The following is a 13023-nucleotide window of genomic DNA, read 5'->3' as shown; positions in this document are numbered from 1 at the left end:
CATGCCTCCCGCCGCGATCTTCGTCACCGTCTGGGCCGGAGTGTTCGGACTGGTCATCGGATCGTTCCTCAACGTCGTCGCGTACCGCGTGCCCGCCGGCATCCCGCTCACTCGCGAGAGCCGCTGCCCGCGCTGCGACGAGCCGATCCGGTGGTGGCAGAACGTCCCGGTGATCGGCTGGCTCGCCCTGCGCGGGCGCTGCGCACGGTGCCGCGGCGGCATCAGCATCCGCTATCCGCTGGTCGAACTCGTGACCGGGGTGGTGTTCTCGGCCGTGGCGGCCGGAGTGATCCTCGCCCGCCCCTTCGATCTGCGGCCGGTGGACGGTGCGCAGTGGTTCGGCACCGCCGAATTCTGGGGCGTGCTGCTCACACTCGAGGTGTTCGCGGCGCTGAGCATCGTGCTCGCGATCATCGACCTCGACACACGGCGCCTGCCGAGCGCCATCGTGCTGCCCGGGTGGGCGGCGGTGGCGGCGCTGTTCGCCATCACCACGGTGTGGGCGGGGATCGAGTCGTCGACGGAAGTGCTGGCGATCGGCCCTTCGACAGGCTCAGGGGCTCAGGTGGTGGGCTCAGCGGCCCAGGTGGTGGGCTCAGGGACCCAGGCGGTGAGCGCAGGGACCCAGATGACGTGGATGCCGCTGCTCACCGCGCTCGCGGGAGGAGCCGCGCTGTACCTCTTCTATTACGTGGTGCGGTTGATCAGCCCGCGGGGCATGGGCGGCGGCGACGTGAAGCTCGCGGGGCTCGTCGGCACGGTGCTCGGATGGTTCGGCTGGTCGTCGCTGGTCGTCGGCGCGTTCGCCGCGTTCGTGCTCGCCGGCGTCTTCGGACTGGCGCTGATCGCGACCGGGCGCGCGCAGCGCCGCAGCGCCATCCCGTTCGGACCGTGGATGCTCGCCGGGGCGTGGCTGGGCATCGTGTTCGGCGAGCCACTGGGCCGCTGGTATCTCGGGCTGCTGGCCTGACCGGCAGCCGGCGAAGAGCAAAGACATGAAGAGCTGAGGGGCAAGGAGAGGGGAGAAGGGGATATGTCGAAGAGTCATGTCGGTGTGGAGATCACCGAAGAGAGCGTCCGGGCCGTGGAGGTGACGCTCGAGCGCACCCCGCAGGTGCTCGCCTACGGCGAGGTGCCGCTGCCGCCGGATGCCGCACGCGATTCCGAGGTGCTCGACGAGGGCGCGGTCGCGATCGCGATCCGCCAGCTGTGGAACGGCGCCCGCATCAAGGCGAGATCCGCGACTCTGGGGGTGGCCAGCCGGCGGGTGCTCGTGCGCGAGTACACCACGACCACCATGGCGCCAGACCTGCTGCGCCAGACCCTGCCGTTCCAGGTGCAGGACCTGCTGCCCGTGCCGGTGAACCAGGCGGTGCTCGACTACTACCCGACCTCGCAGGAGGGTGATCAGCTGCACGGACTGCTGGTCGCGGCCGTCGCCGAGACCGTCGAGGGGATGATCTCGGCCTTCGACCGCTCCAAGCTGCGCATCGTCAACGTCGACCTGACGGCGTTCGGCCTCGCCAGGGCGGCCGCATTGCTCGCGCCGCAGGGCACCGTCGCCGTCGTGCACATCGGCGACCACACCACGCAGATCGTCATCCTCAACGACGGTGCACCAGAGTTCGTCCGCATCACACCGGTCGACCTCGAGACCTCTGCGGTGCTGCGCCGCGCCAGGCTGGCCCCGGCAGAGGGCGTCGCCGTCCGTCGGCCCGAGCAGGTGGCCGTGCTCGATCCCGCGCACGCGGCGGCCAGCGCGCTGAACGCGCGTGGCGAGGCGAGTGGGGCGATCTCCGCGGGTGTCACGGTGCGCGGTGCGCTGCGCGGCGATGTCGGCCAGCGTCCCGTCGCCGACCTGATCGGCCGCATCCGCAGCACACTCTCCTTCTATCTGAACCGGCCGAGCGCGGCATCCGTGCAGCAGGTGCTGCTGTGCGGGGCCGGCTCGGCGGTCGACGGCGTCGCCTCCGGCCTCGCCGAAGCCTTGGTCGTACCGATCCGGCAGATCTCGCTCGCCGATGTCGCGGTCGTGCGCGGCGCGCCGCCGGCCGGCGAGTTCGGGCTCAACCTCGTCAGCACGCTCGGCCTCGCGCTCGGAAGGGGACGATGATGTCTCGCGCAGCATCCCTCACCGTCGGCGTCCCGCGCGTCAACCTGCTGCCCGGATCCGAGGTGGAGCGTCGCGCCCGTGAGCGCCTGACCGGCATCTGGGCGCGGGTCGTCGTCGCCGCGCTGGCGTTCACCGTCGCGCTGATCGGCGCGGGCTTCGCCTGGAGCGGATTCGCACAGCAGACCCTGGCCGCCGAGCAGTCGCGCACCACCGCCCTGATCGGCGAGGTCGGCGCGCTCGCCGACGTCAGCAACGCGCTGCAGACCGAACGCGACCTCGTCTCCTACCGGGCGGAGGCGATGGGATCCGACCTCGCGTGGTCCGGCATCCTCAGCAGGATCCGTGGTGCGCTCCCCGGTGACGTCACCCTGACCGGGTTCGACCTCACCCCCGGTGCGGTGCCCGCCGCCGGGGCGGCGAGCGCCGGCGCGACGGATGCGGCCGCAGCCGCCACCGCCGCGGTCGGGCTGACCGGGACGATCACCGTCTCCAGCGCGACACCGCGCGAGATGGCTCCGTACGTGCGCGCCTTGCGCGGCGTCGAGGGCATCGCCACGGCCGACGCGAACGCGACGGCTACGAGCAACGCCACCTCGGACGCCTACGTGTACACGATCGACATCACGTTCGATCAGACCGTGTACTCCCGCAGCTTCACCGCATCCGAGGAGGCCGAGAAGTGACCAGGCAGCTCATCACCCTCATCGGGGCGCTCATCACGGTCACCGTGGTCGCGCTGGGCGTCATGCTCGGCGTGCTGCCCCTCGTCGGCCGCGGGCTCACCGCGCTCGACCAGACCGATCAGGCCCGCAACACCAACGCCGTCTACTCCTCGCAGATCGACGCGCTCGAGGAGCAGAAGCAGCGGATGCCGCAGATCGAGGCCGAGCTCGCGGCCCTGCGCACGCAGATCCCGGCCGCGCCGCTCGTCGACCAGGTCTTCGCGATCATCGACGCGTCCGCCTCGGCCGCCGGGGTGCGCATCGACAGCATCACCCGCGGCGAGCTCGCCGCGTTCGCGCCGCGTCCCGAGCCTGAGCGCGCGGGGCTGGTCATGGCGCAGTACGACCCGTCCGCCGCGCCGGCGGCGGGTGCGGACGCCGCGGGAGGGGATCCCGCGGTCACTGGGGAGGCGCAGGCGGATGCCGTGGCGACGGATGCGGATGCCGCATCCGGCGCTGCCCCGGCGGCACCCGCCGACGCCGCCACCCCCGCCGACCCGGCCGCCGCCGACTCGGCAGCGGGCGCGGCGGCTGCGACCGACCGGCAGCAGGTGCCGATCACCGTCAGCGCGAAGGCCTACACGATGGAGGCCGTGCAGGCCTTCCTCGACGGGCTGCGCGGAGACGCACGGCTGCTCGCCGTCGACAAGGTGACCGTCACCGAGGGCACCGACGGGTTCGGCATCCAGCTCGAGGCCCTCACCTTCATGCGCACCGACGGGAGACTGTGATGGTCCTCAACCAGCTGACCGACCTGCTCGACACGGCCGCGCGCCTGGGAGCATCCGATGTGCACGTCACCGCCGGGGCGGCGCCGCTCATGCGTCTCGACGGCGACCTCGTGCCCGTCCCGGGGTACAGCGAGCGCATCGGCCGGGAATGGGCGGATGCTGCAGCACTGGCGTTGATGAGCGACGGCCAGCGCGCCGAGTTCGCGACGCGCCACGAGGTCGACCTCGCGCACGCGTCGCCCGGGACGGGACGCTTCCGCATCAACGTGTTCCGCCAGCAGGGCGAGATCGCGATGGCGCTGCGGTTCATCCCGGGTGAGGTCTTCACGATCGAAGAGCTGGGCGCGCCGGCCGTGGCGCACGAGCTCGCCCTGCGCCCCCGTGGCCTCGTGCTGCTGACGGGACCCACGGGCTCGGGCAAGTCGACGACGCTGACCGCGATGGTCGACGTCATCAACGGCACCCGGCCCGTGCACGTGGTCACCATCGAGGACCCGATCGAGTTCCACCACGAGTCCAAGCGCGCGCTCATCCACCAGCGCGAGATCGGCAGTGACACGGCATCCTTCGCCGAGGCGCTGCGCCGCGTGCTGCGGCAGGACCCGGATGTCATCCTGGTCGGCGAGCTGCGCGACCGCGAGTCGATCTCGACGGCCCTGTCGGCGGCCGAGACCGGCCACCTCGTGCTGTCCACACTGCACACGCAGGGTGCGGCGAAGTCGATCAACCGTCTCGTCGACGCCTTCCCTGCCGATCAGCAGGCGCAGATCCGCAGTCAGCTGGGCGACACACTGCAGGGCATCATCAGTCAGACCCTGCTGCCGCGCGCGCAGTCGAAGGGGCGGGTGATCGCCACCGAGGTGCTGATCAACACGCCCGCCGTGGCCAACCTCATCCGCGAGGGCCAGGTGTCGCAGCTGTACACCGCCATGCAGGCCGGCCAGTCCGTCGGCATGCACACGCTCGACCAGGACCTGCGCCGCCTCGTCGGCGACGGCACGGTCGCCGCCGCCGTCGCCCGCACCTTCGCCGCCGACCCGAAGTCGATCGAGGGCGTGCACGTGCGGCCCTCCGACCTCGACGCCGAGTCGTGGTCGACCTTCGCCGGCGGCGCGCAGCTCACGGAATGGGGTTCATGATGGCCATCGTCCAGGAGTACGAATACCAGGCGCTCGACCCCGGCAACGCCCGTCCCGTCAAGGGGACGATGGATGCCGCGAGCGACTCGGCCGTCGCCGCGAAGCTGCGCGCGCAGGGGCTCACCCCGCTGCACGTGGGGCTGGTCTCGAGAACCGGGCTGCGCCGCGAGATCGCGCTGCCGCGGCTGCGCAAGGGCGTGCCCGCGCAGACCCTGGCGGTGTTCTCGCGCCAGATGGCAGCACTGGTCAACGCCGGCCTGCCGCTGCTGCGCACGCTGACGGTGCTCGCCGAGCAGGCCGAGGACAAGCGGCTGCAGAGCGTGCTGCTGGCCGTGCAGTCCGACGTGGAGGGCGGCTCATCGCTGTCGGCGTCGCTGGCACGGCATCCGCATTTCTTCCCTCCGCTGATGATCTCGATCGTGCGCGTGGGTGAGTCTGGCGGTTTCCTCGGTCAGGCGCTCGAGTCGATCGCCGAGAACTATCAGAAGCAGTCCGAGCTGCACAGCAAGATCCGCGCGGCGACCACCTACCCGCTCGTGGTGCTCATCATCGCCATCATCGGCGTGCTCGCGATGATCACCTTCGTCGTACCGGTGTTCAAGAACATGTTCGCCGGGCTGGGCGGGGCGCTGCCGCTGCCGACGCAGATCCTGGTCACCCTGTCGGAGAACATGATCTGGGTGCTGCCGGCGCTCGCGGTCGCCGTGATCGTCGTGTGGGCGTGGTGGTCGCGCAACAGGTACACGGATGCCTACCGCCGCGTCGTCGACCCGCTGGTGCTGCGGCTGCCGATCTTCGGTCCGCTGACCACGAAGATGGCCGTCGCCCGCTTCACGCGGAACCTGTCGATGATGCTCGACGCGGGCGTGCCGATCATCCAGGCGCTCGCGATCGTCGGCCAGGCGTCGAACAACTGGAAGATCGAGCAGACCGTCCGCGAGATCCAGGAGTCGATCCGCGCGGGGCGCTCGTTCGCCGCGCCGCTGTCGAAGGCTGCGGTGTTCCCGCCGATGGTGGCGCAGATGGTCGCCGTCGGAGAGGAATCGGGCACGCTCGCCGAGATGCTCGGCAGCATCGCCGACTTCTACGAGGACGAGGTCGAGACGGCCACCGAGCAGCTGTCTTCGCTCATCGAGCCCGTGCTCATCGTCGGCCTGGGCATCATCATCGGCGGCATGGTGATCTCGCTGTACATGCCGATCTTCACGCTCTACGGAGACATGGCCAAGCAGTAGCGCGCATTAATAGGGAGCGGGTTGCTGAGCCTGGGGCCCTTCGAGAGCCTCAGGGACCCAGCAGGGTGAGTCGCGCTTGCTGAGCCTGCGGCCCTTCGAGAGCCTCAGGGACCCAGCCAGGAATGGGTTGCTGAGCCTGTCGAAGCATCTCCACGCCCCACTCCGGTCGTCGCTGCGCGCCGTCCGGAGCCTCGGAGCCTCGGGGGAGCGTGGCCCCTGTTCAAGACGGACGACCTTGCTGACGCTGGAGACCCTTCAGCCGGCCCGGCGACCGGGGAGCACACCGGCCGCCGGGGGCGTCTCACACCGTGACGCGGAGGATCTCCTCCATCGTGGTGATGCCGTAGGCGACCTTCGACCAGCCGTCGTCGCGCAGCGGCACCATGCCCTGCGACAGGGCGAGCTCGCGGATCCGGCCACCGGTCGCGCGTGACACCAGCGCGAGCTCGATCTCCTCGGTCACGTTCATGACCTCGTGCAGCGCCACCCGGCCGCGGTAGCCGGTGTTCGAGCAGGCCGAGCAGCCCACCGCACGGTGCACCCGCGCGCCCTCGGCCAGCTTCTGCGGCATCCCGATCGCCACCAGCATCTCGGCGTCGGTCTCGACCGGCTCCTGGCAGCGGGTGCACAGGCGGCGGGCCAGCCGCTGGGCGACCACGGCGCTCAGCGCGGTCGCCACCAGGAACGGCTCCGTGCCGATCTCGACCAGCCGCGTCAGAGCGCTCGGCGCGTCGTTGGTGTGCAGCGTCGACATGACCAGGTGACCGGTCAGCGCCGCCTCGACCGAGATCAGCGCGGTCTCGCGGTCGCGGATCTCGCCGACCAGCACCACGTCGGGGTCGGCCCGCAGGATCGATCGCAGCGCGGCCGCGAAGGTGAGCCCGGCCCGCGGGTTGACCTGGATCTGATTGATGTCGGGGATGCGGTACTCCACCGGGTCCTCGACCGTGATCACGTTCACCCGGGGGTTGGCCACCTCGCGCAGCGCCGTGTACAGCGTCGTCGACTTGCCCGAGCCGGTCGGCCCGGTGACCAGCACCATGCCGTGCGGGCGGGTGATCGCCTCGCGGAACGCCTTCTCGTTCGCCGTGGAGAACAGCAGGTCGTCCATCGTCGCGCTCTGGCCGCCGTTGTCGAGGATGCGCATGACGATCTTCTCGCCCCACACCGTCGGCAGCGTCGCCACGCGCAAATCCACGCCGCGCCCGTCGTGGATCACCGAGATGCGCCCGTCCTGCGGCACGCGCTTCTCGGCGATGTCGATGGACGACATGATCTTCAGCCGCGAGATGACCCCGTCCTGGATGCTGCGGTCGGCGCGCTGCATCTCATGCAGCACCCCGTCGATGCGGAACCGCACGGTCAGGCGGTGCTCGCCGGGCTCGATGTGGATGTCGCTGGCCCGATCGTTGATCGCCTGCGTGATGAGCAGGTTCACGAACCTCACGATCGGGGCGTCGCCATCCTGCTCGTCGAGATCCTCGGTGAAGGTCAGCTGCGATGACGACGACGCCTCGCCGATCTGCTCCGACAGGTCGGTCAGCTCGTCGTCCGAGCGCAGGAAGCGCTCGAACGCACGGTTCAGCGCATCCTGCGCGACCACGACCGGCAGGATCCGCAGATCGCTCACGCTGGCGACGTCGTCGAGCGCGATGATGTCGGTGGGATCGAGCATGCCCACCGTCAGGCGGTCCTGCACCAGTCGCAGCGGCATCAGCCGGTAGCGGCGGCAGAGCGCCTCGGGCACGAGGGCGATCACCTCGGGCTCGAACTCGAACTCCGACAGATCGATGAACCGATGCCCGGTGGCCAGCGACACCGCCTCGGCCACCTGCATCTCGGTGACCCGGCGTTCCTGCACGAGACGGCGCGGAAGATCCTCGCCGTCTCCGAACTCCTCGATCGCCGGTTGGATATCCTCGGCGCGAGCCGCGCCGGACAACACCAGATACTGCCCCAGACCGCGCACAGCAACCCCATCCCCTCGCGCTTCCATCCCCCCGCGGATCCCCATCCGAGAAGCGTCTGGGGCACATCGTAGAACCAAATCGGCCCCGCGTCGAGGGGTGCATGGCACTCCGGCGTGCACGGGGCGACCGGCACCCGCTGGGTAGGCTGGCGAACGTGACACCCGAGTCCACGGAACCCGACGATTCGGCGACCCCGGCGGTGATCCGGTTCGCGCGGCGACTGCCCCGGCCGATCGTCGCCGCGCTCGCCGGCGTGGCCGTCGTGATCGGCATCCTGCTCGTCATCCGCCCCACCACCGCCCTCGACGTGCTGGCGCTGCTGATCGGCGCCGGACTCGTTCTCGCGGGGCTTCTCGAGCTGCTCTTCCCGGTCACCCGCGGCGATCGCATCCGGATGCTGCTGGCCGCGGCGCTCGCCGCGACCGGCGTCGCTGTGCTGGTGCTGCCGGGCCTGACCGTCCGCGCGCTGGCCGTCGTCGTGGGCGTCACCCTCATCGTCCGCGGCGCGATCGGCGTGAGCGTCGTGGTGCTCGGTCGCGAGCGTCCGCTCGACCGGCGCGTCGCCGAGACGCTCGCCGGAATCGCCGGCGTCGTGTTCGGCATCCTCGCGATCGTCTGGCCCGACATCACCCTGCTCGTCGTCGCCGTCGTGTTCGGCGCGGCGCTCACGATCGCCGGTGCCGCGGCGCTGCTCCGGATGCTGTGGGCGGGCCATCCGCCCCGGCCGCGGGCCGACTCGCTCGCCCGCCGCTGGTTCCGCACCATCGGCGCCGTCGTCGCGGTGCTCCTCGCCGGCGGCGCCGTGGTCGTCAGCGTCACCCTGCGCGAGGGGACCCCGGTGGTCGACGACTTCTACGCCGCGCCGCGCACCGTGCCCGACGAGCCCGGCCGGCTGATCCGTGCCGAGCCGTTCACCCGCGCCGTTCCGGGAGGAGCGATCGCCTGGCGCATCCTCTACACGACCACGCACGGCGACGACAGCCCGGCAGTGGCGAGCGGGATCGTCGTGGCCCCGGTGAGCGGGGCGGAGCATCCGGTCATCGCCTGGCATCACGGCACGACCGGCTTCGACCGCGCCTGCGCGCCGTCGCTGGCGTCCGAGCCGTTCGAATCCGGTGCGCTGTTCGTGCTCGACCAGATCATCGCGAACGGCTGGGCGCTGGTGGCCACCGACTACGTGGGCCTGGGCACCGAGGGGCCGCACCCGTACATGGTGGGAGAGGTCAGCGGCCGCGCCGAGCTGGATGCCGTGCGCGCGGCGCGTCAGCTCGACGGAGCCCGCCTCGGAGGGCAGACCGTCGCCTGGGGGCACTCCCAGGGCGGCGGGGCCAGCCTGTGGTCGGCCGCGATCGCCTCGGACTACGCGCCCGACGTGCCGCTGGACGGCGCCGTCGCCCTCGCCCCGGCCGGTGACCTGCCCGCGCTCGTCGAGAACCTCGACAGGACCCGCGGCGGCAGCGTGTTCGCGGCCTTCGTGATCAGCGCCTACAGCGCCCTGTTCCCCGAAGTGTCGTTCGGCGAGTACGTGCGGCCGGGAGCGCAGGTGACCGTGCGCGAGATGGCCGAGCGGTGTCTGGCCGAGCCCGCCACCCTCGTCTCGGTGCTCGCACTGGTGGCGCTGAAGGACGACCCCGACATCACCGGCAGCGACCCCTCGACCGGGCCGCTCGGCGCGCGTCTGGCACAGAACGTTCCCGCCGCGGCATCCGATGTGCCGGTGCTGATCGGGCAGGGCGGTGCCGATGACATCGTCAGCCACGGCATGCAGGCGGACTACGTCGCGAAGCTCTGCCGGGCGGGTGCGAGCGTCGACTACCGCGCCTACGGCGGACTCGGGCACCTCACGCTGGTCGAACCCCGCTCGCCCGCAATGGCGGAGGCGATCGCGTGGACCAAGGACCGGTTCGCCGGGATCGAGGCGCACGGCACCTGCTGAGCGGGCTTGCGTTCGGGCGGCATCCAGGCCAGGCGGGCGCGCCGTCGGCGGTGCCGAATAGGCTGGAGCGCATGACAGACGTTCTGCCCTCCGGCCTCGCCGTCTCCGATTTCAGTTCCGACTTCCGTCCGCAGGACGACCTCTACCGCCACGTGAACGGCACGTGGCTCGAGGCCGCCGAGATCCCCGCCGACAAGGCGCGCTGGGGCTCGTTCCACCTTCTGGCCGAGCAGGCCGAGAAGGACGTCCGCGCGATCATCGAGGAGTCGCAGGATGCCGACGAGAACACCCTCGCCCGCAAGGTCGGCGACCTGTTCACGAGCTTCATGGACACCGAGCGCATCGCCGCGCTCGACGTCGCCCCGCTGAAGGAGCAGCTCGCGCGGGTCGATGCGATCGACGGCATCCCGTCGTTCCTCTCCACCGTCGGCGCCTTCGACCGCGAGGGCGTCGCCGCGCTCATCGGCGTGTACGTCGAGCCCGACCCGGGCAACCCCGAGCGCTACGTGCCCTTCGCCGTGCAGGCAGGGCTATCGCTGCCCGACGAGAGCTACTACCGCCTCGAGAGCTTCGCCGAGACCCGCGCCGCGTACCGCGCGCACCTCGAACGGCTGCTCGGCCTCGCCGGGGTGGCGGATGCCGCGGGCACCGCCGACCGCGCCTTCGCGCTCGAGCACGAGATCGCCGCGCACCACTGGGACAACGTCGCCTCGCGCGACGCGGTGAAGACCTACAACCTGAAGACCTGGGCCGAGTTCCAGCAGCTCGCCGGCGTGGATCTCGGCCCGTGGCGGGATGCCGTGGCCGCGGCGAACGCGATGGCCTTCGACGAGGTCGTCGTCTACCAGCCCAGCTTCATCGAGGGACTCGGCGCCCTGCTCACGGCGGAACGGCTCGACGACTGGAAGGCCTGGCTGCGCGCCAAGGTCGTGCACGGCCTGGCCGCCTACCTCACCGACGACCTCATCGACGAGAACTTCTCGTTCTACGGCACCGAGCTCACCGGCACCCCGTCGATCCGCGAGCGCTGGAAGCGCGGCGTCTCGCTCGTCGAAGGGTCGCTGGGCGATGCCGTCGGCCGCATCTACGTCGAGCGGCACTTCCCGCCGGCCGCGAAGGCCGCCATGGACGAGCTGGTCGGCAACCTGATCGAGGCGTACCGGCAGAGCATCGAGAAGCTCGAGTGGATGGGTCCGGAGACCCGCCGGAAGGCGCTCGACAAGCTCGACACCTTCCGCCCCAAGATCGGTCACCCCGAGAAGTGGCGCGACTACGACGACGTCGAGATCTCGGCATCCGACCTCATCGGCAACGCGCGCCGCGCGAGCGTCTTCGAGCACGACCGCCAGATCTCGAAGGTCGGCAAGCCCATCGACCGCGACGAGTGGTTCATGTCGCCGCAGACGGTGAACGCCTACTACAACCCGCTCATGAACGAGATCGTGTTCCCGGCGGCCATCCTGCAGCATCCCTTCTTCGACCCCGAGCGCGACGCGGCCGCCAACTACGGCGGCATCGGCGCGGTCATCGGCCACGAGATCGGGCACGGCTTCGACGACCAGGGCAGCCGCTACGACGGCGATGGACGACTGCAGGACTGGTGGACCGACGAGGATCGCGCGGCGTTCGAGGAGCGCACCAAGGCGCTCATCGCGCAGTACGACGCCCTGGTGCCGGTCGGTCTCCCCGACGAGCACCACGTCAACGGCGCCCTCACGATCGGCGAGAACATCGGCGACCTGGGTGGCCTGGGTATCGCGCTGAAGGCGTACGAGCTGTCGCTTGACGGCGCCGAGGCGCCCATCATCGACGGTTACACGGGGGTGCAGCGTCTGCTGCTGAGCTGGGCGCAGGTCTGGCAGCAGAAGAGCCGCGAGGCCGAGACGATCCGTCTGCTGACGATCGACCCGCACTCGCCGAACGAGTTCCGCTGCAACCAGATCCTGAGCAACATCGACGCCTTCTACGAGGCGTTCGACGTGACCGAGGGCGATGCCCTGCACCTTCCCGAGGAGCAGCGCGTCACGATCTGGTGAGCGCTTCGGGCCCCGCCTGTCCGTGACCGGGTGGGCGGGGCTACCATAGCCGAGACGGTCGGTATGCGCGGGCCCCCGCGTGCGCATCCGGAGACCGCCTCATCTTCCATCACTGTGAGGAATCACGCGTGAGCTCGCACTCCGCTCCGGTCCCCGACCCCTCCGACGGCGCGCCCGTCGAGGGGGTCGCCACAGCGATGCGCCGATCCCAGCGCGGCAGCCGACGCACCCCGCGCCGCGCGGCCGTCGGCCGCCGCTCGTTCAGCCCGACGATGCGGGCGCTGCAGGAGCTCGCAGAAGCCGGGGCGCAGGTGTCGGTGCACGTCTCCGACCTCGACACCGGGCGCACTGTGCTCGAGGGCGACGACCACGTGCCGCTGCCGATCGCGGGGCTGGGCTTCGTGCCGGTGCTCGTCGAGACGGCCGCCGCGATGGAGGCCGGCACCCTCGACCCGCTGCGGATCATCGACCGGTCGACCGACGACATCGTCGCCGGATCGGGCCTGTGGCGCAACCTGCGTGCGCCCGCGCTGCCGATGATCGACCTCGCGGTGCTCGCCGCCGCGGCGGGCGATCCGAACGCGGCCAACGCCCTCCTCGACGCGGTCGGGCACGAGCAGGTGCGCACGAGGATGGTCAGCCTCGGGATGCCGCGCAGCGCGGTGCTCGATCACTTCCGCGACAAGCGCGGCCCCGACGACGCCCCGCACGTGGCCGTCGGCACGACCCGCGAGTTCGCGCGACTGTTCGCGGGACTGGTGAACTCGACCGTCGTCGACGCGGGCGTGAGCGCCCAGGTGTCGGAGTGGCTGAGCCTGAACCACGACCTGAGCCTGGTCGCCTCGGCGACCGGCTTGGACCCGTTCGCGCACGAGCACGACGCGCACGGCCTGCTCTTCATCAACAAGACCGGTCGCGACCGCGGCGTGCGCGCCGAGGCCGGCGTGCTCGCAGGCCCCAGGGCCGGTGTCGCCTACGCATTGACGGTCTGCTTCGACGACCTGTCGATCAGCCACCGGCTGCGCGCGCACGACGCGTTCCGTGTACTCGGGACGGACCTCATGGAGTACACGCACTGACGCCTGTTCCGGTGTGCCCCGTGTGCGCCGTGTGCGCCGTGTGCCTGGTGTGGCCGGTGCGC

10 protein-coding genes are annotated in these 13023 nt (G+C 70.9%); 9 read left to right on the top strand and 1 reads right to left on the bottom strand.

Going from position 1 to position 13023, the window contains the following annotated elements:
* The first annotated feature begins 1 nt into the window (after position 1).
* The 6 genes from H7694_RS15000 (at position 2) to H7694_RS14975 (ending at position 5940) form a co-directional block, all read left to right on the top strand.
* Entirely contained in the window at positions 2-970 is a 969-nt protein-coding gene (locus H7694_RS15000; protein ID WP_193597244.1) for a prepilin peptidase, read from the top strand.
* A gap of 63 nt (positions 971-1033) precedes the next feature.
* On the top strand, positions 1034-2113 hold the full coding sequence (gene pilM / locus H7694_RS14995) for a type IV pilus biogenesis protein PilM (protein WP_193597243.1): 1080 nt from the start codon (positions 1034-1036) through the stop codon (positions 2111-2113).
* A complete protein-coding gene (locus H7694_RS14990; protein WP_193597242.1) occupies positions 2110-2796 on the top strand; it encodes a hypothetical protein in 687 nt (228 codons plus the stop codon). The genes pilM and H7694_RS14990 overlap by 4 nt, the downstream gene beginning before the upstream one ends.
* Positions 2793-3566, top strand: a complete 774-nt coding sequence (locus tag H7694_RS14985) for a hypothetical protein (protein WP_193597241.1) — start codon at positions 2793-2795, stop codon at positions 3564-3566. The genes H7694_RS14990 and H7694_RS14985 overlap by 4 nt, the downstream gene beginning before the upstream one ends.
* Entirely contained in the window at positions 3566-4705 is a 1140-nt protein-coding gene (locus H7694_RS14980; protein WP_193597240.1) for a type IV pilus twitching motility protein PilT, read from the top strand. The genes H7694_RS14985 and H7694_RS14980 overlap by 1 nt, the downstream gene beginning before the upstream one ends.
* Positions 4702-5940 (top strand): type II secretion system F family protein, encoded by a 1239-nt coding sequence (locus tag H7694_RS14975; protein ID WP_227468166.1) that lies wholly within the window; start codon positions 4702-4704, stop codon positions 5938-5940. The genes H7694_RS14980 and H7694_RS14975 overlap by 4 nt, the downstream gene beginning before the upstream one ends.
* A gap of 301 nt (positions 5941-6241) precedes the next feature.
* Here the strand turns inward: H7694_RS14975 and H7694_RS14970 are convergent, their stop codons facing one another.
* Positions 6242-7909: an ATPase, T2SS/T4P/T4SS family gene (locus H7694_RS14970; RefSeq protein WP_193597239.1), complete on the bottom strand. Its 1668-nt coding sequence runs from the start codon at positions 7907-7909 to the stop codon at positions 6242-6244.
* A 155-nt stretch (positions 7910-8064) separates the two neighbouring features.
* Here H7694_RS14970 and H7694_RS14965 point away from each other — a divergent pair, with 155 nt between their 5' ends.
* The 3 genes from H7694_RS14965 (at position 8065) to H7694_RS14955 (ending at position 12961) form a co-directional block, all read left to right on the top strand.
* A complete protein-coding gene (locus H7694_RS14965) occupies positions 8065-9846 on the top strand; it encodes a lipase family protein (protein ID WP_227468165.1) in 1782 nt (593 codons plus the stop codon).
* Positions 9847-9917: 71 nt separating this feature from the next.
* On the top strand, positions 9918-11882 hold the full coding sequence (locus H7694_RS14960; RefSeq protein WP_193597237.1) for a M13 family metallopeptidase: 1965 nt from the start codon (positions 9918-9920) through the stop codon (positions 11880-11882).
* A 128-nt stretch (positions 11883-12010) separates the two neighbouring features.
* Positions 12011-12961 (top strand): serine hydrolase, encoded by a 951-nt coding sequence (locus H7694_RS14955; protein WP_319805254.1) that lies wholly within the window; start codon positions 12011-12013, stop codon positions 12959-12961.
* Positions 12962-13023: the final 62 nt, after the last annotated feature.

Source organism: Microbacterium sp. YJN-G, assembly GCF_015040615.1.
GTDB lineage: Bacteria > Actinomycetota > Actinomycetes > Actinomycetales > Microbacteriaceae > Microbacterium.
The sequence above is the reverse complement of the archived record's forward strand: the minus strand, read 5'-3'. Positions and strand labels throughout refer to the sequence as shown.

Bases quoted from the DNA above. Each gene is read 5' to 3' on its own strand.
- H7694_RS14975 (WP_227468166.1), top strand. From the start codon at position 4,702: ATGATGGCCATCGTCCAGGAGTACGAATACCAGGCGCTCGACCCCGGC.
- H7694_RS14960 (WP_193597237.1), top strand. From the start codon at position 9,918: ATGACAGACGTTCTGCCCTCCGGCCTCGCCGTCTCCGATTTCAGTTCC.
- H7694_RS14980 (WP_193597240.1), top strand. From the start codon at position 3,566: ATGGTCCTCAACCAGCTGACCGACCTGCTCGACACGGCCGCGCGCCTG.
- pilM (WP_193597243.1), top strand. From the start codon at position 1,034: ATGTCGAAGAGTCATGTCGGTGTGGAGATCACCGAAGAGAGCGTCCGG.
- H7694_RS14990 (WP_193597242.1), top strand. From the start codon at position 2,110: ATGATGTCTCGCGCAGCATCCCTCACCGTCGGCGTCCCGCGCGTCAAC.
- H7694_RS15000 (WP_193597244.1), top strand. From the start codon at position 2: ATGCCTCCCGCCGCGATCTTCGTCACCGTCTGGGCCGGAGTGTTCGGA.